Consider the following 20,395-nt stretch of genomic DNA (forward strand, 5'->3'; position numbering starts at 1 on the left):
TTCGTGCGGGAGTTCCTGTGCAAGGTCTACCGCCGTCGCGTCGACGGACGCGGCACGCAGCGGGTGTGGGCGGCGGACGACGGCGCACCGGGTCGGCGCGCCGGGCCCGACCGGAGCCGGACCGCGGTCAACGTAGGCGGCGCGGATACCGCGAAACGGTCACCACGGCCACCGTTGCGGGGCCGTTCCGCGAACGTTCACGCAGGTCAGGCACAGGTCGGGCGGAGGTCGGACGAGGGTCACCGGTCGTTCCCTGCGGCGCCACCGCGCGGGTCCGCGCGTTCATGCGGCCGTCCCGCGGTGTTCGCCGGCCTCGCCGGTCGCCCCGCCCTTGACGCCCGTCGAGGCGCCGGAGGATCGTCGCGGGGAGGGTGCACCTCGACGTCGCCCGCCGTCCGGCACCCGTCCGGACCGCCGCCCGCCGTGCGCGGACGCCGGCCCCACGCCCAGCGCAGGCCTGCGCGGGCGGAGCACCCCGGCCGTCGCCGGGGCGGCGAGCCGCGCCGCGCGTGACGAACGGACGACCCATGACCCGCAGGAAGCTCACCCTCGCCGCCCTCACCGCAGCCCTCGTGGTCGGCGTCCACGCCACGTCGGCCGGCGCCACGCCGCCGTCCGCCGACCCGCCCGAGCCGTCGGGACTCGTCAGCGGCGTGCTCGACGGGAGCGGCCGCCGGCCCGCTGCGCGTCGCTCAGGACGGCGTCCGGCTCGACACCCGGCAGGAGACGACGGTGACCACGTTCGACCTCACGTACGAGGGCGGCGAGTACTCGGGCTGGCACGCGCACCCGGGGATCGTCGTCGCGGTGGTGACCGCCGGCAGCGTGGTGCGCCAGGCGCCCGGCCGGCACGGGCGGTGCGCCACGGAGACGTTCACCGTCGGTGACGCGTTCACCGAGGTCGGTGCCCACCACGTGGCGAACGCGAGCGCGACCGAACCCGCGGTGCTCTCGATCACGCGGATCCACCCGACGTCCGCCACCGAGGGGCGCGTCGACCTGCCGGCGCCCTGCCGCTGACGTCTGCGCCCGCCCCGGCCGTCGGCGACGGGAAGAGGACACCTCCTGCCCGCCACGGGCGGGAGGCTGGAGGGACGACGCAGGGTGCGTCGACGGGAGGAGCGGACATGCTGCGCGGGGTCGCCACCATCTCCATCTACGCCGAGGACCACGCGGCGGCGTCCGCCTGGTACACCGAGGTGCTGGGCGCCGAGCCGTACTACCGGGTGCCCGGGTACCACGAGTGGCGCGTGGGCGAGCACGAGGACGAGCTCGGCCTCATCGACGCGGCGTGGGCGCCGCCGAACGCGCTCGGCGAGCCCGGCGGCGCGGTCGTGCTGTGGCACGTCGACGACCTCGAGGCCGCCCACGCCCGCCTGCTGGCGCTCGGCGCGACGCCGCGCGAGCCGGTCACCGAGCGGGGGGAGGGCTTCCGGACGGCCGTGGTCGTCGACCCGTTCGGCAACCTGCTGGGCGTCATGGAGAACCCGCACTGGCTCGAGGTGCGGGCGCGCCGCGGCGGCGCCGCCCGTCCGGAGGCCGTCGGCGGGGCCTGACGACCGCGGGGTGCGCGAGCCCGCGGGCGGCGCCGGTCAGGGGAGCGCGGCGACCGCGTCGACCTCGACCAGCGCCTCCGGCCGGCCGAGGCGCACGACCCACACGACGGTGAGCGCGGTCGCGTGCGCGCCCCAGACCTCGGCGACCGCGCCGTACGCCTCGTCGAGGTCGACCTCGGCGGCGAGGTGCACGCGCAGGTGGACCACGTCCTCCTGCGTCGCCCCCGCCGCCGCCAGCACGGCCAGCACGTTGCGCAGCGCCTGGGCCGACTGCTCCCGGGCGCCGCCCGTGATCCCGCCGGACGCGTCGGTGCCGTTCTGCCCGCCGACGTACAGCGTGCGGCCGGCGTCCACGAGCGTGCCCTGGGAGTAGAAGGGCGACGTGTGCAGCCCCGGCGGGTTCACGTGCGTCACTCGGCTCATCGTCGGCCTCCTCGCCCGCGCCGCGCCCGGTTGCGCGGCGTCCGGGGTCGACGTCAGGCCTGGGCACCGACACGAGGGCGTCCGGGCGTGGACGGACCTGGACACCGCCGCCACGAGCGTGGTGCCCTTCCGCCGTGACCAGCGCCGCGCCGGCCGACCGACCCGTGCCGGTCGTCGGCGACCCCACCCCCGGACCCGACCCCGACGGCACCGACGTGACCCCGCCTGCGGGTGCCGCCCGCGACCTCGTGCCGTTCGGCACCGCCGTCCGGGCGTGGTGCGCGATCTCGCTGCAGACGTTCGGCGGACCGGCCGGGCAGATCGCCGTCATGCAGCGCACGCTCGTCGACGAGAAGCGGTGGATCGGCCAGCGCCGGTTCCTGCACGCGCTCAACTACTGCATGCTCCTGCCCGGCCCGGAGGCGCAGCAGCTCGCCGTCTACACCGGGTGGCTGCTCAACGGGTTCCGCGGCGGGCTCGTCGCCGGGACGCTGTTCGTGCTGCCCGGCGTCGTCGCGCTGCTGGCGCTGTCGGCCGTGTACGTCGCGTTCGGCGGGACGACGGCGGTGACGGCCCTGTTCGCGGGGCTCGCGCCGGCCGTGATCGCGATCGTCGTCCAGGCCGTGCACCGCGTCGGGACGCGCGCGCTGCGCAGCCCCGCGCTCGTGGTGCTGGCCGTGGCCGCGTTCGTCGCGCTCACGCTGCTGGGGCTGCCGTTCCCGCTCGTCGTGCTCGCGTCGGGCGTCGCGGGGTGGGCCCTGCACCGGTGGGCGCCGCGGCTGCTCGCCGAGCGTGCCCCGGGCGGCGGCGCCGACGACGGCCCGGCGCCGGTCATCCCCGACGACGCGCTGCACGGCGCCCCGCCGTCGGGGCGGCGTGCGGCGCTCGTCCTCGGCGTCGGGCTGGTCGTGTGGCTCGCGCCCGTGGCGGCGGTCGTGGCGCTGCTGGGACGGCAGTCGGTGCTCGCCGAGCAGGGCCTGTTCTTCTCCGGCACGGCGCTCGTGACGTTCGGCGGCGCGTACGCGGTGCTCGCGTTCGTCGCGCAGCGCGCGGTCGAGGTGTACGGCTGGCTCGCGCCGGGGGAGATGGTGCGTGGGCTCGCGCTCGCCGAGACGACGCCCGGGCCGCTCATCATGGTCGTGCAGTTCGTGGCGTTCGTCGGCGCGTACCGCGACCCCGGCGGCCTCGACCCGTGGGTCGCCGCGGTGCTCGGCGCCCTGCTGACGACGTGGGTGACGTTCGTGCCGAGCTTCCTGTTCATCTTCCTCGGCGCTCCGTACGTCGAGCGGCTGCGCGGCAACCGGTCGCTGAGCGCCGCGCTGACCGGCATCACGGCGGCCGTCGTCGGCGTCATCGCGAACCTCGCGCTGTACTTCGCGCTGCACACGCTGTTCGCGGCGACGTCCGTGGTGCGGTGGGGGCCGTTCCGGCTGGAGGTGCCGGACCTCGCGTCGGTGCAGGTCGTGCCCGTCGCGATCGCGGTGGTGGCCGGCGTCCTGGTGCTGCGGCTGCGCTGGTCGGTGCTGCGGGTGCTCGGCGTGTGCGCGGCGCTCGGCCTGCTGAGCGCGCTCGTCCCCGGCCTGCGCTGACCCCTGCCGTCCGCGCGGCCGCGGCTAGGGTGCCGCCATGCCCACGGACTCCCCGCCCGTCGAGGTCACGCTCGAGCCGACGTTCCTCGTCGCCGCGGCCCGGCGCACGGTCGCGAGCGCCGACGTGGGGGCGTTCCTCGACCTCGCCCACGGGGAGGTGCGCGACGCCGTCGAGGCCGCCGGCGCCCGCGTCGTCGGGCCGGCGATCGCCTGGTACGGCCACGTCCCCGACGCGACGGCCGACGTCGCGGCGGCTCTCCCCGTCGCGGGGCTGCCCCTCGGGCCGGTGACGCCGGCCGGCGGCGCGCCCGTCGCGCCCGTCGCGCCCGTCGAGGTGCTCCCGCTGACCGGCGGGCGCTGCCTGGTCACCGAGCACGTCGGCCCGCACGACGGGGTCGGGGCGTCGTGGGAGCGCCTGCTCGCGCTGGCACGCCGACCACGGCGGCGTCGGACGCGGCGACCTCTGGGAGGTCCACCGGGTCGGGCGGACGACCGAGCCGGACCCCGCGCGGTGGCGCACGCGGCTCGTCCTGCCGCTCGGCTGAGCCCTCCGCGCGGGTGACCCGGGTCACGCCGCACCGGCGGAACACCGCCGGGGTCGCCCCGGTTGAGACCGGTGCCGCCCCGGTTCATGACCCCGGGCTCCAACACCCGCCGCCACGAGCGGCCACGCGCCGTGAGGCGTCTGTCGGGGCGGTCGCGACGGGCCGGTGGGTACGCTCACCGGCCCGTCGTCGTCCCCGCTCCTCCGCGCGGCTCAGCGCGAGACGAGCCTGAAGAAGGTGCTGTCGCTGCCGTCGGCCTTCTGCTTCTGGTACAGGAACGCGAGCTTCGACTCGTCGAACTTCTCGAACCACGCGTCCCAGCCGATGTGCTCGAGCTCGTCCGTGCCGGCGCCACCGGGGAAGTCGATGCGCAGCACGCCGGGGTCGTCACCGCCGGCGGTGTCGCGCACGCTCGCGGGCCTCCCGTCGTGCTCCTCCACCCAGCTGCGGATCTCGTCGTGGTCCGTCGTGGTCGTGCTCTCGGAGCTCATCGTCGTCCTCCTGCTCAGGTCGGGATGGGCGGGCGTCGTGCGCCCGCGGTCGCCACGCTAGGCACGGGCGCGGCGGGCGGCGACCGGACGCGGCCCGTCCGTCGGCGGCCGCGGCGGCGCGGACCTAGGGTCGGCGCATGTTCACGTTCGCGACGGCGGGACGGCTGCTCGTCGGCGCCGGTGCGGCCGAGGGGGTCGCGGAGGTCGTCGCGTCCTTCGGGCCGGGCGTCCTCGTGGTCGCCGGCGGGTCGGCCGACGCCGCCGCGCTCGCGGGTGCCGGGGACGTCGACGTCGTGCGGCACCGCGGCGAGCCGACGGTCGACGACGTGCGGGCGGTCGTCGCCCGCGCGCGCGAGCTGCGGCCGGACGTCGTCGTCGGGTGGGGCGGCGGGTCCGTCGTCGACATCGCGAAGGCCGCCGCGGCGCTCGCGCCGTCGGACGGCGACGTGCTCGACCACCTCGAGGTCGTCGGCGCCGGGCGGCCGCTGCCGCCCGCGGCCCTGCCCGTGGTCGCGGTCCCCACGACCGCCGGCACGGGCGCGGAGGTCACCGCGAACGCACCGGTCCGGGTGCCCGAGCGGGGCGTGAAGGCGAGCCTGCGCGGGCCGACGCTGCTGCCGGCCGTGGCGGTCGTCGACCCGGTGCTCACGCTCGGCTGCCCGCCGGGCGTCACCGCGGCGTCCGGCGCCGACGCCCTCACGCAGTGCCTCGAGGCGTTCACCACGCCGCAGGCCACCCCGCTGACCGACCCCCTCGCGCGCGAGGGCCTGCGCCGGGCCGGGCGCTCGCTGGTCCGGGCGCACGCCGACGGCGACGACCTCGACGCGCGCACCGACATGAGCCTGGCCGCGCTGCTGTCCGGCATGGCGCTGGCCAACGCGCGGCTGGGTGCCGTGCACGGGCTGGCCGCCGCCCTCGGCGGGCGGCTGGGCGCGCCGCACGGCGAGGTGTGCGCGGCGGTGCTCGCGGCGACGACCGACGCCAACGTGCGCGCGCTGCGGCGCGGCGACCCCGACGGCGAGGCCCTGCGGCGGTACGCGGAGGCGGCCGGCGTGCTCACCGGGCGACCGGGCGCGCGCGCCGAGGACGCCGTCGCGTGGCTGCGGGACACGGTGGCGGCGCTCCGGATCCGCGGGCTCGGGGACCTCGGTCTGGCCGACGCGGACGTGGCGGAGGTCGCCCGCGACGCGCTCGCCGCGTCCAGCACGCGCGGGAACCCCGTCGTGCTCACCGGGGACGAGATGGAGGACGTGCTCCGCGCGTCGCTCTGAGCCCACCGACCCCTGCCGCGGTGTCGGTGGCCGGGTGCAGCATGGGACGGATCGGGGCGTACCGGACGGGCGGTGCGGCCCGACGTCGGTGCGGACGCCGTGCGGACGCCGGTGCGGCGACCCCGACGAGTTCGGCCCGCGCGGCGGGTCGGTCCCCGGGACGGCGGAGACGGGAGAGGGGCATGACGACGACGATCGAGGCCCACGGGCTGGTGAAGCGGTACGGCGCTGTCGAGGCCCTGCGCGGCCTCGACCTCGAGGTGCCCGAGGGGACGGTCCTCGCCCTCCTCGGCCCGAACGGCGCGGGCAAGACGACGGCGGTGCGCATCCTGACGACGCTGCTGCGCCCCGACGAGGGCACGGCGACGGTCGCGGGCGCGGACGTGCTGCGGGAGCCGGAGGAGGTGCGCCGGCGCATCGGGCTGTCGGGGCAGTCGGCCGCGGTGGACGAGAACCTCACCGGTGCGGAGAACCTCGAGATGATCGGTCGCCTCTACGGGTTCCGGCGACGGAGGGCGGTGGACCGGGCGCGGGAGCTGCTCGACGGGTTCGACCTGTCCGACGCGGGCAGCCGTCCGGCGAAGACCTACTCCGGCGGCATGCGTCGCCGCCTCGACCTCGCGTGCGCGCTGGTCGCGACGCCCCGGGTCGTGGTGCTCGACGAGCCGACGACCGGGCTGGACCCGCGCAGCCGGCTCCAGATGTGGGACGTCATCGCGGGCCTCGTCCGCACCGGCACGACCGTGCTGCTCACCACGCAGTACCTCGAGGAGGCGGACCGGCTCGCCGACGACATCGTCGTGATCGACCACGGGCGCGCCATCGCGCACGGCACCGCGGACGCGCTGAAGGCGCAGGTCGGCGGCGAGCGGGTCGAGCTGGTCGTGGCCGACGCGGCGGACCGGCAGGCGGCCCGGGCCGCGCTCGCGGCCGTCGCGGCCGGCGACGACGTGCACGACGGCGGCACCGAGCGCAGCCTCTCGGTCGCCGTGCAGGACGGTGCACGGTCGCTGCGGCGCGTGCTCGACCGGCTCGAGACGGACGGCGTCCGGGTGCTCGACGTCGGCCTGCGGCGCCCCACGCTCGACGACGTGTTCCTCACGCTGACCGGCCGCACGGCCGAGGACGCGGACCCGTCCGGGCAGCCGCCCGGCGCGCCGACCGGCGAGGAGCGCGACCTCGTGCCCGCACGCCCCGACACGGCCGGGGAGGTGGCCCGGTGACCACGCTGACCCGGACGTTCACCGACACCCAGGTCGTCGCCAAGCGCAACCTGCTCAAGATCGTGCGGGTGCCCGAGATCCTCGTCGCGGTGCTCATCTCGCCGATCATGTTCGTGCTGCTCTTCGCGTACGTGTTCGGCGGCGCGATCGACCCGGGCGACGGCACGAGCTACCGCGAGTTCCTCATCCCGGGGATCTTCGCCCAGACCGTGGTGTTCGGGGCCACGTTCACCGGCGCCGGCATCGCGGAGGACATGCAGAAGGGCATCATCGACCGCTTCCGGTCGCTGCCCATGTCGCAGTCCGCCGTGCTCGCCGGGCGGACGCTGTCCGACGTCGTCTACAACGTGCTGTCGCTGCTCATCATGGCGCTGACCGGCCTGCTGGTCGGCTGGCGGGTGCGCGGGTCGCTGCTCGACGCAGCCGCCGCGTTCGGCCTGCTGCTCGTGTTCGCGTACGCCGTGAGCTGGATCATGGCGCTCGTCGGCGTGCTGGTGCCGAGCGTCGAGGTGATCAACAACGCGTCGTTCATCGTCATCATGCCGCTCACGTTCGTGTCGAACGCCTTCGTGCCGCTGGAGTCGTTCCCGTCGGCGCTGCGGGTCTTCGTCGAGTGGAACCCGGTGTCGACGCTGACGCAGGCGTGCCGGGAGCTGTTCGGCAACACGAACCCGGCGGCGCCGGTGGCCGAGGCCTGGTCGATGCAGAACCCGGCGCTGTACACGCTGATCTGCGTCGTGGTCATCCTCGTCGTGTTCGCCCCGCTCGCGATCGCGCGGTACCGCCGCACGTCGCGCTGACGGCGGCCGTCCGCGGGTCCGGGACGGCGCCCGGCTCAGGCGTCGGCGGCGGCCCCCACCCCGTCGGCGGCCCCCACCACGTCGACGACGAGCTGCGCCGCGCGGCGGATCTCGTCGAGCTGCGCGGGTGTCACGCCGAGCCGCTCCACCATCGTCGCGGGGATGTGCTCGGCCTGCGCCCGCAGGGCACGACCGGCGTCGGTGAGCTCGATCGCGAGCGTGCGCTCGTCGCCTGCGGCGCGCGAGCGCACGACCAGCCCCATGGCGGCGAGGCGCTTGACGATCGGCGACGTCGTCGCGGGCTCGAGGTGCAGCAGGTCGGCGAGCCCGCGCAGCGACAGCGGCCCGTGCTGCCACAGGGCGAGCATCGCGAGGTACTGCGGGTGCGTGAGGCCCAGCGGCTCGAGCAGGGGACGGTAGAACCCGACGAGCGAGCGCGCGGCCGCGGACAGCGTCAGGCAGACCTGCGCCTCGACGGCGAGCGGGTCGGTGGTCTGCTGGCTCGTCACGACCCTCATGCTATCCGCGACCGTGAGGGTGCTTATGATGAGTGCGCTAAGGATCTGATGAGTGCGCTGAGGATCGGCCTACCGGGAGACGTGATGGCACGCGGACGACGGTTCGACATGACGGACTGGCTCGCGCGCTACCTGCTCGGGCCCGCGTCCGTCGCCCACCCGCGTCGCGCCGGCCGGCGCGCCAACGAGGCGGAGCAGGAGCGCGAGTCCGCGCTGCGCTCGGAGTTCGTGCGCGTCCGCGACGCGAGCGGTCGCGTCTACCTCGTCGACCGTGCCACGGCGGAGGCCACGGGCGCCACGCCGCTGGACGACGACGCGCACTGACGGCCTCACCGCCGACCGCACGTCGACCGCGCGTCCGACGGCACGTCGTCGGACGTCCGCGCCGGGCCCGTCACAGGGATGCGCCGAGGGCCACGCCCGCCGCTGCGGCTGCCACGCAGGCGGCCAGGGTGCCGGCGGCGTTCAGCATCGCGCGCCGGACCTCCCCGTCCTGCGCCAGGCGGACGGTCTCGACCGTCGCCGTCGAGAACGTGGTGAACCCGCCGCAGAACCCGGTGCCCGCCACGACGAGGGCCGTCGGCCCGATGGCGCCCGCGGCCGCGGCACCCGTGAGGACGCCCAGCAGCAGCGACCCCGACACGTTGACGAGGACCGTCCCCCACGGGAACGACGTCCGCACCTGACCGCGCACGAGCCCGTCGACGACGAACCGGGCCGCCGCCCCGAGCCCGCCGGCGAGCGCGAGCAGCAGCACGGTCACGAGCCGCCCCCGTCGTGCCGCCGGGTCGCGCGGTCGACGGTCGCACCGGTGCCGCGCCGGGCGTCCCGGGTGGAGGCGCCGCGCACCCGGCCGCCCACGACGAGCCCGAGCGCGGCGGCGGCGACGCCGACCACCCCGCTGACCAGCCCGTACGCCGCCCCGAGCAGCACGTCGCCGCCGGCCAGCGACCGCTCGACCTCGACGGCGAGCGTGCTGAACGTCGTGAACCCGCCGAGCACGCCCGTGCCGAGCGCCAGGCGCAAAGCACGCGCGCGCGGCGACCCCGGCGCGCGCCCGAGCGCGCCGAGCAGAGCACCGAGGGCCAGAGCGCCCACGAGGTTCTCGACCGTCGTCGCGACGGGCCAGCCGCCGTCCTCCGCGCCAGGGAGTGCGGCGTTGAGCCCGTACCGCGCGAGCGTGCCGACCGCACCACCCGCCGCGACGAGCGCGACGAGGCCGGGGTGCAGGTGCGGCGGACGCGCCGTCCGGTCGGCGTGGGTCCGCGCAGGCACCCGGTCAGCCTCTCACCGACCGGGTGCCTGCGGCGTCAGACGCGCGCCTCCTCGGCGGGCGCGGCGGCGTCCGCCTCGGCCATCGCGCGCCGCCCGGACGGCAGCCCGACGGCGACCACGACGACGAGCAGCAGCGCGACGCCTGCCGCGACGAGCAGCGACTCCACGCTGTACCGGTCGGCGAGCGGCCCGAACACGGACATGCCGAGCGGCATCGCGACGGCCATGACGATGCCGACGAACCCGAACACCCGCCCCTGCCGCTCGGGCTCGACCTTCTCCTGCAGCACGGTCATGGTCGGCGTCGAGAAGAACGGCACGCCGAGCCCGATGAGGAACATGAAGGCGAAGAACACCCACAGGTTCGTCGAGACGCCGAGGCCGATGTTGAACAGCGCGAAAAGCACGGTCGTGCCGACGACCATCGCGATGCGGTTCTTCAGGCCGCCCCACGTCGCGACGACGATGCCGCCGAGGAGCATGCCGATGCTGAACGCGAGCTCGTTGACGGTCAGCTTCCACACCTCGTCGCCGAAGGTGCGCACGATCATCAGCGGCGTGAGGAACGACGGCGCGACGATCAGCACGAACACGACGCCCCACAGCAGCAGCACCCACCGCACGAACGCGTGCGTGGCGACGTACCGGACGCCGCCGACGAGGTCGGCGAGGTACCCGCGGACGCCGGCGACCTGGTCGGCGCGCACGAGCCGCGGCACCGGCACGAGCGTCAGCAGCGCGATGCCGATGAGCGCGGTGACGACGTCGACGAAGAAGATCGCCTCGATCGACGCCGTCGCGTAGAGCGCGGCGGCCACCGCGGGCGCGATCAGCATCATCGCGGACTGGATCGTCTGGTTGATGCCGTTGACCCGCATGAGCTTCTCGGTGGGGACGATCTGCGGCAGCAGCGACGACACGGCGGGCGTCTGGATGCCCGCGCCGGCGGACCGGATCGCCGACACCAGGTACAGCAGCCACAGGTCGTCGTAGCCGGACAGCATGATCAGCGCGAGCGCGAGGGTGCTGGCCGCGATCGTGGCGTCCGCGCCGATGATGAGCTTCTTGCGGTCGAGCCGGTCCGCCCAGACGCCGCCGAACACCGACACGACGGCCTGCGGCAGGAAGCCGACGACCGCGTAGATCGCCATCACGGAGCCGGACCGCGTCTCGAGCGTGAGGTGCCACATGATCGCGTACTGCACGAGCATCGAGCCGAGCAGCGACGACGTCTGCCCGGCGAGGAACACGCCGGTGTCGCGCCGCCAGCGCGGACGCTCCGCCTCCGTCAGCGGCGCCTGCGCGAGCGAGACGTCGGGGTCGTGCGGGGCGCCGTCGTGGGCGGCTGCGCCCTCCGGCGCGGGGGAGTCGGGGGCCGGCGGCTCGGGCGCGGACGGGGTGGGGGCAGACATGGCGCGTCCTTCGGGGGTACGAGGGTGTCGGTGTGTGCAGACCGTCCCCGCGCGCCAACTCATCGGGGGGGGGAGGTGCGTTCAGCCTGGCGGGGCCGGGCCGGGCGTGTCACGCCCTTTGGGCCGCCGGGCGCCGGTGCGCGTGACCACGGGATGAGACGCGGATGAGAGTTCGGTGGGCGACGCGCGGCCGCGGCCGGGGCGCGGACGCCCGATCCCGGGTGAACACGCGGGCGACACGCGGCGCATGCCCCACGTGTCCCGATCCGGGCGCGAGGTCCTGGGCCCGACGGCCTGGCACCCGCCCGGCACTGCCCCTAACGTTGCGCAAGTGACTGAGAACCGTGTCAACGGCACCGCACCCGTGACGGCCCCGCAGCACTCGGTCGAGGGTTTCGTCAAGGAGTTCCTCGGCGAGCTCCACTTCGGCCAGGGCGTCACGCTCGCGCGCGCGAGCGTGAACGACCAGTACCTCGCGCTCGCGCGGACGGTGCGGCAGTACCTCATGGCGCGCTGGATGGAGACCGTCCGCCGCCAGTACGACGCGCAGGCCAAGACCGTCGCGTACCTGTCGGCGGAGTACCTGCTCGGTCGCCAGCTCGACAACGCGCTCGTCGCCACCGACATGGCGGAGATCGTCGAGGAGGGCCTCGCGTCCCTCGGCATCGACCTGGCGACGCTGCGCGAGCAGGAGGTCGAGCCGGGCCTCGGCAACGGCGGCCTCGGGCGCCTCGCCGCGTGCTTCGTCGACTCGCTCGCGACGATGAGCGTGCCGTGCATCGGCTACGGCATCCGCTACGAGTACGGCATCTTCCGCCAGACGTTCGTCGACGGCTGGCAGGTCGAGCAGGCCGACACGTGGCTCGAGCTGGGCGCGCCGTGGGAGTTCCCGCACCCGGAGCACGCGGTCACCGTGCACTTCGGCGGGTCGACCGAGACGTACACCGACGACGACGGCGTCGAGCACAGCCGCTGGGTGCCGGCGTGGGACGTCCTCGGCGTGCCCTACAACTACATGGTCCCGGGCTTCCAGAACGGCCGCGTGAACACGCTGCGCCTGTGGAGCGCGCGCGCCACCAAGGCGTTCGACCTGCAGATCTTCAACTCCGGCGACTACGCCGAGGCCGTGCGCGCGCAGACGTTCGCCGAGAACATCTCCAAGGTCCTCTACCCGGAGGACTCGACGCCGCAGGGCAAGGAGCTGCGCCTGCAGCAGCAGTACTTCTTCGTCGCGTGCTCGATCCGCGACTTCGTCGACAACGTGCTGCCGGCGGACTTCGACCTGCGCAACCTGCCCGAGCGGGTCATGTTCCAGCTGAACGACACGCACCCCGTCATCGGCGTGCCGGAGCTCATGCGCATCCTCGTCGACGAGAAGAAGTTCGCGTGGGACGAGGCGTGGGCGATCACGCAGAAGTGCTTCGCGTACACCTGCCACACCCTGCTGCCCGAGGCGCTCGAGGTGTGGTCCGTCGAGCTCATGGGCCGCCTGCTGCCGCGGCACCTCGAGATCATCTACCGGATCAACGAGGAGTTCCTCGCGCAGGTCCGCGAGCAGTACCCGAACGACGAGCTGCGGCTGCGCCGGATGTCGATCATCGCGGAGCACCCCGAGCGGTCCGTCCGCATGGCGTACCTCGCGACGATCGCGGGCGCCAAGGTCAACGGCGTCGCCGCGCTGCACTCGCAGCTGCTGCGGGACAACGTGCTGCCCGACTTCTCGGAGCTGTGGCCCGACAAGTTCACCAACGTCACCAACGGCGTCACGCCGCGCCGGTTCATCCGGCTCGCGAATCCCGCTCTGTCGGATCTCATCACCGACGCCGTCGGACCCGGTTGGCTCACCGACCTCGAGCGGCTGCGCGAGATGGAGCCGCTCGCCGACGACGCGGAGTTCCGCGAGCGGTTCCGGGCGGTGAAGGCCGCGAACAAGCAGCGCCTCGCCGACGTGCTCGCGCGCCGCGACGGCATCGAGCTGCGCACCGACGCGATGCTCGACGTCATGGTCAAGCGCCTGCACGAGTACAAGCGCCAGACCCTCAAGGCCCTGCACATCGTGTCGCTGTACGAGCGCATCCTCAGCGGCGAGCTCGACCCCACGTCGATCCCGCCGCGGGTGTTCGCGTTCGGCGCCAAGGCCGCGCCCGGCTACAAGATGGCCAAGCAGATCATCGGCCTCATCAACCACGTCGGGGCGACGGTCAACACCGACCCCCGCGTGCAGGGCGCCCTCACCGTCGTCTTCCCGCAGAACTACAACGTGACGCTCGCCGAGAAGCTGATCCCCGCCGCCGACCTGTCGGAGCAGATCTCGCTCGCCGGCAAGGAGGCGTCCGGCACCGGCAACATGAAGTTCGCCCTCAACGGCGCGCTGACGATCGGCACGGACGACGGCGCGAACGTCGAGATCCGCCAGCTCGTCGGCGACGACAACTTCTTCCTGTTCGGCCTGCTCGAGCCCGAGGTCGCCGAGATCCAGGCCGCCGGGTACGAGCCGTCGAAGTACTACGAGGAGAACCCCACGCTGCGGCGCGCGATCGACCTCATCGCGTCCGGCGCGTTCTCGCCGGACGACAAGCGGGTGTTCGAGCCGATCGTGTCGAACCTGCTCACCGAGGACCGCTTCCTCGCCCTCGCCGACTTCCAGGCGTACCTCGACGCGCAGGACCGCGTCGACGCCGCCTACCGGGACGTCGAGGGCTGGACGCGGTCGGCGATCCTCAACGTCGCGCGCTCGGGCTTCTTCTCGTCCGACCGGTCGATGTGGGACTACATCGACCGGATCTGGCACACGCAGCCGGTGGTCGCCCGCTAGCGTTCCGACCCCTTCGTCGCGGCCCGTCCGCCCCGCTCCGGCGGGCGCGGGCGGGCCGCGGCGCAACTTCACCCGTCTGCGCGGTCCGGTTCGCACCCGGGGTCCTGTTCCGACGGTTTCGTGGGGGATGCCTCGCGGGGTGCGCCGGCCCTAGCCTCCGGATCGCACGTCCCGCGATCCCGCCGCCTCGTCGCCGAGCGCGGCCTGTGAAGGAGTACCCGTGTCCCCCACGCCCCTGCGGCGCGCGGCTGCCGCCGTCGCGCTGTCCGCCCTCCTGCTGACGAGCGGCGCGGTCGCCGCGCAGGCCGAGGTCGCGCCGTCCCCCACGGCGTCGCCGACGGTCGAGCCGACCGACGAGCCCACGGCCACGCCGACGGTCGAGCCGACGGCGGAGCCGACGGACGAGCCCACGGCCACGCCGACGGGCGAGCCGACGGCGGAGCCGACGGTCGAGCCGACCGCGGAGCCGACGGCCGAGCCCACGGACGAGCCGACCCCCACCCCGACGGACGAGCCCGAGGCGACCCTGCCGGTCCCCGCCGTCTCCGTCGCGCAGCCGCGTTGCGAGGGCACCACGGTGGTCCCGAACGGCACCATCACGGTCTCGGCGCACGAGGACGTCGACTGGATCATCGTGCGCGACGGCACCGACCCGCTCACCAGCGACGAGGAGGACGCGCTCGTCTACGAGCCCGAGGACCTCGGCGTGCCGGCCTCGGTCGAGGTCGCGCCCGGTGCGTACGAGGTCTGGGCCGCCCCGTGGGGCGCCGAGTTCGGCGACCTCGGCGCGTGGCAGGAGCGCGACTACTTCATCGCGCTCGACGTCACGGTCACGGCCTTCGCCGGCCCGTGCCCGGCGGTCGCCCCGTCCTGGACGCCGTCGGCCGACCAGCTGACCGACGCCAAGCGCGGCGGCTTCACCACCGCCCCGCGCGTCACGGCGGGCGGCCAGCTCGTCCTGCAGCTCGACCGTGCGCTCGCCGGCCAGACGGTCCGCGCGTTCCTGTTCTCGACGCCGACCGACCTCGGCACGCTGACGGTCGCCGCCGACGGCACGGTCCGCGTGACGGTCCCCGCCTCGACGACGGCCGGAACGCACCGCGTCGCCGTGTACGCGGCCGACGGCACGCTCATCGGCTGGCAGTACGTCGAGGTCCTGGCGGCCTCGGGCCTGGCAGCCACCGGTGCGGACCCCCGCGCCGCGGGCCTCGCCGTCGCCGTGCTCGTCGCGGCCGGTGGCGCGCTGCTGGTGACGCGTCGTCGCCTCGCGGCCGTCTGACCCCCCCGCACCACCTCGCACCACCTCGTCCGACGCCCGGCCGGCCACCCGCAGCGGTGGCCCGCCGGGCGTCGGCGCGTCCGGGTGCGGTCGCGGGCCCGCGCACCCCTCGTCCTCACGCGGTCACCGCGGCGACCTCCGGCCTGGGCGCCCGGACCGGCCACGCGTCGACGTCGGCGACCGGCACCTGCACGCGCCGCAGGCGCCCCGACTCGACGAGGACGCCGCGGCCCGGCGGGAACTCGGCGCGGGACATCCGCGGGAACGGCGTCCGGAAGAGCGTGTCGCCGTCGACGTGGTCGGGCTGCAGCACCAGCCCGCGCCGCGCACCGCGGACCTCGGCGACGAGCGGCCACGCCGAGCCCCACGTCGAGGTCTCCGACTCGGCGATGACGAGGTGGTCGTGCCGGCGCGCGGCCCGCACCGCCTCGGTGAGGGGCTGCTCGGCGGGACCGCCGAGCAGGTCGGCGAGCGACTCCACGACGAGCACGACGCCGACGCGGCCGGTGGCGGGCCGGAGCAGGTCCGGCAGCAGGCGGCGGGCCAGCGCCGCCGCCTCGTCGGGCGTCACGGCGGTCTCCGTCCACACGGGCGCCGACCGGACGGCCGAGCGGCGGGTGCCCACGTAGTAGAGCGGGGCGTCGGGCGCGAACCGGCGCAGCGACGTCGCGAGCGCGGCGAGCACGGTGGACCGCCCGCTGCCGGGCAGGCCGGCGACGAGGAACGTGCCGCGCGGCTCGACGCCGACGGGCGCGAGCGTGTCGTCGGCGACGCCGAGCACCGGCCGACCGTCCACGGCCGTCGGCAGGCTCGAGAGGGCCACGTGCGCGGGGAGCCGGCGCACGGGCGGCGCCGGGGTGACGCCCGCGGCCCGCAGGTGCGCCGCGAGCCGCTCCACCTCCGCGGACTGCTCCGCCGGGTCGGTCGTCCCGCCGGGCACGGCGACCTGCAGCTCGTGCCCCGTGCCGACGGGGACGGCGCGGCCGGGCGGCGACGCGGGCGTGAGGACGTCGGCGGGCACGCCGAGCACGCCGTACGCGGCGGCGTCCGCCTGCCGCAGCACCACCCGGCACGGGACGCTGCCGGCGAGCGCGGTCGGCAGCGCGCCGGGCCGCTCGGCCGCCATGACGACGTGCACGCCGAGCGGGCGTCCCTCCGCCACGACGCGCCGGAACGCGGCGAAGGTGGCGGCGCGCCCGGGCTCGGACTCCCAGGCGTCGCGGAACGCGCCGAGCCCGTCGACGAGCAGGAGCAGGCGCGGCTCGTCCGCCCGTCCGGTGAGCGCGCGGTACTGCGTCAGCGTGCCCGCGCGCGCCTGCGCGTACCGGGCGGTGCGCTCCTCGACCGTCGCGAGCAGGGTGCGGACGAGGCGAATGACGCGCTCGGTGTCGGCGCCCTCCACGACCGCGCCGACGTGCGGCAGCGGCGCGAGCATGGCGAGGCCGCCGGCGCCGAGGTCCAGGCCGTACACATGCACGGGGAACCCGGCGGCGGTGGCGCGGCCGGCGCCGACGGCGAGCGTGCGCAGCGCCGTGGACGTGCCGGCGCCGCCCGTGCCGTGCAGCACGAGCGCGCCGTCGTCGGGCCGGTACGCGTACGGGACCTGGCGCTGCTCGTCGGGCCGGTCGAGGACGCCGAGCGGCAGCGCGGTGTCGTCGGCGACGGGCAGGTCCGCCAGGTCGTGCACCGCGGCCAGCTCGGGCAGCCACGGCCGGCGGGGCGGTCGCACGCCGGCCAGGTCGGCGGCGCGCGCGACGGTGCGGACGACCCGGGCGATGTCGGTGGGGCCGTCCTCGGCGGCCGCGTCGGCGGGTGACACCGGCACGAGCCACGGCTCGCCGGGCCCGAACGCGAGCGACTCGACCTCGACGGTCCCGGTGGACCCGGCGGCGGAGCGGCCGCCGGCGTACGCCGCCTGGAACAGCGCGAGCCGCCCGGGACCGGTCCGCACGGCGCCGCGGCCGGGCACGCCCGGGTCGACGTGCGCCGACACCGGGGACCCGAGCACGTCGGTGGAGTCCTGCTCGTCGGCCGTGCGCAGGGCGATGCGCAGCGTGGTGTTCGCGCGCAGGTTCTCGGTGATGGCGCCGGCGGGCCGCTGCGTCGCGAGCACGAGGCTCAGGCCGAGGGAGCGGCCGCGCTGCGCGACGTCGACGACGCCCGCCACGAACTCGGGCACCTCGGCGACGAGCGCCGCGAACTCGTCGACGACGATCACGAGCGCCGGCGGGGTGTCGGGATGGCCGGTCCGCTCGAGCGTGAGCAGGTCCTTGGCGCCCGCCCGGTGCAGCAGCTGCTCGCGCCGGCGCAGCTCCGCCCGCAGCGACGTCAGGGCGCGCCGGACGAGGTGCGGGGTGAGGTCCGTGACGAGACCGACGCAGTGCGGCAGGTCGACGCAGTCCGCGAACGCGGCGCCGCCCTTGTAGTCGACGAGCAGGAACGTGACGCGGTCGGGGCTGTGCGCCGTGGCCATCGCGAGCACCCACGTCTGCAGGAACTCGCTCTTGCCGGAGCCGGTCGTGCCCGCAACGAGCGCGTGCGGCCCCTGACGGCGCAGGTCCAGCACCAGCTCCCCGCCGACGCCCTGCCCGACGACCGCGCGGAGCGTCCCCTCCGCGCGCCGCGGCACGCTCGGCGCCTCCAGGTGGGGCGTCACCGCCGGGTCGAGCGGCGCCGCCGGCCCGCGCTCGACGAGCGACCCCGTCTCGCGCCAGCGCTCCACGACGGCGGCGGGGTCGTCGGCGACCTCGTGCCCGGCGAGGGCGAGGTAGCCGACCGCGCGGGGCAGGTCGCTCTCGTCCTCCACCGGGGCGCCCGCGTCGACCACGCCGGCGAGGTGCAGGCCCAGCGCGGTGGTCGTCCGGTCGTTCACCGGCTCGACGGTGACGTGGTGCCAGGTGCGCTCGTCGACGACGCCGGCGCGGACACCGGTGTCGTCGCAGAGCAGGAACGCGCGGCACGCGGCGGGCAGCCGCGCGGGCGACGGCGCGCACCAGACGACGTGCACGCCGACGGCCGGGCCGTCCTCGGCTAGCCGCACGAGCCGCCCGCGCTCGACGGGTGCGTCGTCCTCGACGACGAGCACCACGGCAGGGTGCGGGCCGACGGCGCGACCCCGGCCGGCGCGCGCCGCGACCAGCTCCTCCAGCCCCGCGACGACCGCGCCGCACGTGGCCGGGTTGTCACCGAGGTGCGCGTCGAGCGGGCTGTGCGGGCTCGCCGTGTGCGGCAGCCACGTCAGCCACTCCCACGCGCGCGCCCGGCGCGCCGACGCGACGGCCGTGACGACGAGCTCGGCCGGCGAGTGCAGGCACACGAGCTGGGCGACCAGCCCGCGGGCGACCGCCGCCGCGTGCTGCGGCGGACCGGCGGCGCCGATGCCGCCGACGTCCCGCAGACGCACCACGAGCGGCACGCCGTGCACGTCGGCCAGCCCGGCGGCGGCCTCCTCGAGCTCCGCGCGCAGCCTCCCGTCCGCCTGCCCGCGCGGCGGCAGGCGCACCGTGGTGCGCGACGGCGCGGTGCCCGTGCCGAGCCGGACCGCGAGGAACTCGTCGTCCGCGGGCCGCCGGCACCACAGCAGCGGGCCGAGCGCGGACGCCGCCCCGAGCGCCTCGCCCGTCGAGGGGTGCTCGCGCAGCCGCGCGGCGACCTCCTCGTCGTGGTCGGCGCGCACCTGCGCGACGACGCGGGCGAGGTCGGCGCGGAACGCCTCCGCCTGGGCGCGCACGCGTGCGCGCTCGCCGGTGCGGCGGTCCCACCACGACGCCACGAGCAGCAGGGGGCTGAGCGCGACGAACGCCAGCGTGAGCGGGCTGCGCGTCACCGCGAAGAGGGCGAGGCCGAGCAGGGCCGGCGCGAGCGCCGCGAGCCACGGGAATCGCTGCGGCCGCACGCGGTCCGGGGGCACCGGGGCCTCGACGTCGCGCTCCGGGTACCGCGGCACGACCAGCGGCGGCCGGTTGAACGCCAGGACCGCCCCGCCGTGGCCGGTGGTCGTCGCGCCGCGCAGGCGCTCGACGCGCAGCGTGGTGTCGCCGATCCGCACGACGTCGTCCGCCTCGAGCCCGGCGCGCGCGACGAGCCCGCCGTCGACCAGCACGCCGCTCGCGGACCCGTGGTCGACGACCTCGACGCGATCGGTGACGACCACGCGCGCGTGCCGCGCGGAGACCCGACGGTCCTGCAGGCGCACGGTCGCGCCGCGCCCGCGGCCGACGACCGACACCCCTGCCGGCAGCAGCACCTCGAGGCCCGCGTCGGGACCGCCGAGGACGACCAGCCGGGCCGCCGCCTCGGCGACGTCGTCCCCGGCCCCGGCGACCACCGGCACGACCGTCACCGTCGAGCCCGGCCGCAGCCCCGCGTCCACGAGCGACGCCGACCGGGGGAGCGCCCGCACGTCCGTGCCGCCGACGTCGACGACCTCGAGCCGTACCTCGCCCGGCGGTCCGCCGAGCCGGGGGTCCGCGCGGACGAGCGTGTCCGCGACGTCGCCGACGGTCGTCACGGCGTCGGCACCCACGACGACGGCGTCGGTCGTGCCGTCGGGCCGGCGGAGCAGCAGGCGGGTGCGCACGTCAGCGCGCCGCCGCCGTGCGGAGGGTGGTGGTCACGGCCGGGCGCGGGGCGTCAGCGCAGGCCCGCGGCGAGCTGCGCGTCCGCGTCCTCGAGCGTCGTGGCCGCGGCGGTGAGGTACTGGCCGAGGCTCGTCAGCGCCGACACGGTCTCGGTCGCGCCCTGCGTGAACTGGCGGTACGTCTCGCCGAACGCGACCGACGCCTGGTCCGTCACGAATCCCGACGAGATGAGCGACTCGATGAACGACCGCAGCTCGGCGAGCCGCGTCGTGATCTCGTCCTCGCCGGCGGTCAGCCGCGTCGCCGCGTCCCGCATCTCCTGGTAGGTCACGTCGATGTTCGCCATGGTGCCGTCCTCCGGGCAGACGCGGGTCGGCCCCGCGCGGCCGTCGTGAGCCCCTGCTCCGACGGCGGTGAACCTAGGGGAGCGGCGGTCCGGCGCGTGCGCGTCCTCCACAGGTCCCGACGGCCGGTCCCCGCCCGCTCAGCGCGCGCGGCCGCGGCCCCCGGAGGTCCCGCCCCGGCCGCCCGGTGCCCCCCCCCGACCCCGGTCTCGTATAAACATCAGACGCGGCCGACGCGGCAATGGAGGGGTTGGGGGGGGGGGGGGGGGGGGGG

18 protein-coding genes are annotated in these 20,395 nt (G+C 76.0%); 10 read left to right on the forward strand and 8 right to left on the reverse strand.

The genetic code is table 11. The features are described from left to right. The first annotated feature begins 732 nt into the window (after positions 1–732). Positions 733–1,020 (forward strand): cupin domain-containing protein, encoded by a 288-nt coding sequence (locus AB6N23_RS10930; RefSeq protein ID WP_412866099.1) that lies wholly within the window; start codon positions 733–735, stop codon positions 1,018–1,020. A 107-nt stretch (positions 1,021–1,127) separates the two neighbouring features. Beyond that, complete coding sequence (locus tag AB6N23_RS10935; protein WP_412866100.1) at positions 1,128–1,556, forward strand: VOC family protein; 429 nt, start codon at positions 1,128–1,130, stop codon at positions 1,554–1,556. A gap of 36 nt (positions 1,557–1,592) precedes the next feature. Here the strand turns inward: AB6N23_RS10935 and AB6N23_RS10940 are convergent, their stop codons facing one another. Next, on the reverse strand, positions 1,593–1,979 hold the full coding sequence (locus tag AB6N23_RS10940; RefSeq protein ID WP_412866101.1) for a RidA family protein: 387 nt from the start codon (positions 1,977–1,979) through the stop codon (positions 1,593–1,595). 134 nt (positions 1,980–2,113) lie between these two features. On the opposite strand from AB6N23_RS10940, the gene chrA reads away from it, so the two are divergent. Further along, a complete protein-coding gene (gene chrA / locus AB6N23_RS10945) occupies positions 2,114–3,568 on the forward strand; it encodes a chromate efflux transporter (protein ID WP_412866102.1) in 1,455 nt (484 codons plus the stop codon). Between the two features lie 37 nt (positions 3,569–3,605). Next, on the forward strand, positions 3,606–4,130 hold the full coding sequence (locus AB6N23_RS10950) for a GyrI-like domain-containing protein (RefSeq protein WP_412866103.1): 525 nt from the start codon (positions 3,606–3,608) through the stop codon (positions 4,128–4,130). Positions 4,131–4,325: 195 nt separating this feature from the next. Here AB6N23_RS10950 and AB6N23_RS10955 read toward each other — a convergent pair whose 3' ends face one another. Next, on the reverse strand, positions 4,326–4,604 hold the full coding sequence (locus AB6N23_RS10955; protein WP_412866104.1) for a hypothetical protein: 279 nt from the start codon (positions 4,602–4,604) through the stop codon (positions 4,326–4,328). Between the two features lie 137 nt (positions 4,605–4,741). Between AB6N23_RS10955 and AB6N23_RS10960 the strand changes: the two genes are divergently transcribed. From AB6N23_RS10960 to AB6N23_RS10970, 3 genes are all read left to right on the forward strand, one after another. Next, on the forward strand, positions 4,742–5,875 hold the full coding sequence (locus AB6N23_RS10960; protein ID WP_412866105.1) for an iron-containing alcohol dehydrogenase: 1,134 nt from the start codon (positions 4,742–4,744) through the stop codon (positions 5,873–5,875). Positions 5,876–6,057: 182 nt separating this feature from the next. Continuing rightward, the gene (locus AB6N23_RS10965; RefSeq protein WP_412866106.1) at positions 6,058–7,098 is read left to right on the forward strand and encodes an ATP-binding cassette domain-containing protein; all 1,041 of its coding nucleotides are present in this window, start codon (positions 6,058–6,060) and stop codon (positions 7,096–7,098) included. After that, entirely contained in the window at positions 7,095–7,898 is an 804-nt protein-coding gene (locus tag AB6N23_RS10970) for an ABC transporter permease (RefSeq protein ID WP_412866107.1), read from the forward strand. The genes AB6N23_RS10965 and AB6N23_RS10970 overlap by 4 nt, the downstream gene beginning before the upstream one ends. Positions 7,899–7,933: 35 nt before the next feature. Here AB6N23_RS10970 and AB6N23_RS10975 read toward each other — a convergent pair whose 3' ends face one another. Beyond that, the gene (locus AB6N23_RS10975) at positions 7,934–8,416 is read right to left on the reverse strand and encodes a MarR family winged helix-turn-helix transcriptional regulator (RefSeq protein ID WP_412866108.1); all 483 of its coding nucleotides are present in this window, start codon (positions 8,414–8,416) and stop codon (positions 7,934–7,936) included. 84 nt (positions 8,417–8,500) lie between these two features. Between AB6N23_RS10975 and AB6N23_RS10980 the strand changes: the two genes are divergently transcribed. After that, a complete protein-coding gene (locus AB6N23_RS10980) occupies positions 8,501–8,740 on the forward strand; it encodes a hypothetical protein (protein ID WP_412866109.1) in 240 nt (79 codons plus the stop codon). A gap of 70 nt (positions 8,741–8,810) precedes the next feature. On the opposite strand, the gene crcB is transcribed toward AB6N23_RS10980, so the two are convergent. From crcB to AB6N23_RS10995, 3 genes are read right to left on the reverse strand one after another with little or no spacing between them, the layout of a single operon-like run. Continuing rightward, positions 8,811–9,179, reverse strand: coding sequence for a fluoride efflux transporter CrcB (gene crcB / locus AB6N23_RS10985; RefSeq protein ID WP_412866110.1), 369 nt, complete (start codon positions 9,177–9,179; stop codon positions 8,811–8,813). Continuing rightward, positions 9,176–9,691, reverse strand: coding sequence for a fluoride efflux transporter FluC (locus AB6N23_RS10990; protein WP_412866111.1), 516 nt, complete (start codon positions 9,689–9,691; stop codon positions 9,176–9,178). The genes crcB and AB6N23_RS10990 overlap by 4 nt, the downstream gene beginning before the upstream one ends. A gap of 35 nt (positions 9,692–9,726) precedes the next feature. After that, the gene (locus AB6N23_RS10995; RefSeq protein ID WP_412866112.1) at positions 9,727–11,103 is read right to left on the reverse strand and encodes an MFS transporter; all 1,377 of its coding nucleotides are present in this window, start codon (positions 11,101–11,103) and stop codon (positions 9,727–9,729) included. 331 nt (positions 11,104–11,434) lie between these two features. On the opposite strand from AB6N23_RS10995, the gene AB6N23_RS11000 reads away from it, so the two are divergent. Continuing rightward, complete coding sequence (locus tag AB6N23_RS11000; protein ID WP_412866113.1) at positions 11,435–13,918, forward strand: glycogen/starch/alpha-glucan phosphorylase; 2,484 nt, start codon at positions 11,435–11,437, stop codon at positions 13,916–13,918. Positions 13,919–14,138: 220 nt separating this feature from the next. Then, positions 14,139–15,197, forward strand: coding sequence for a PT domain-containing protein (locus tag AB6N23_RS11005; RefSeq protein WP_412866114.1), 1,059 nt, complete (start codon positions 14,139–14,141; stop codon positions 15,195–15,197). A 115-nt stretch (positions 15,198–15,312) separates the two neighbouring features. Here the strand turns inward: AB6N23_RS11005 and AB6N23_RS11010 are convergent, their stop codons facing one another. Continuing rightward, positions 15,313–19,776, reverse strand: coding sequence for an FtsK/SpoIIIE domain-containing protein (locus tag AB6N23_RS11010; RefSeq protein WP_412866115.1), 4,464 nt, complete (start codon positions 19,774–19,776; stop codon positions 15,313–15,315). A 53-nt stretch (positions 19,777–19,829) separates the two neighbouring features. Continuing rightward, on the reverse strand, positions 19,830–20,123 hold the full coding sequence (locus AB6N23_RS11015; protein WP_378206427.1) for a WXG100 family type VII secretion target: 294 nt from the start codon (positions 20,121–20,123) through the stop codon (positions 19,830–19,832). Between the last annotated feature and the right edge of the window lie 272 nt (positions 20,124–20,395).

It is taken from the genome of Cellulomonas pasadenensis (genome assembly GCF_047229365.1).
In the GTDB taxonomy this organism is placed as follows: Bacteria; Actinomycetota; Actinomycetes; order Actinomycetales; family Cellulomonadaceae; genus Cellulomonas.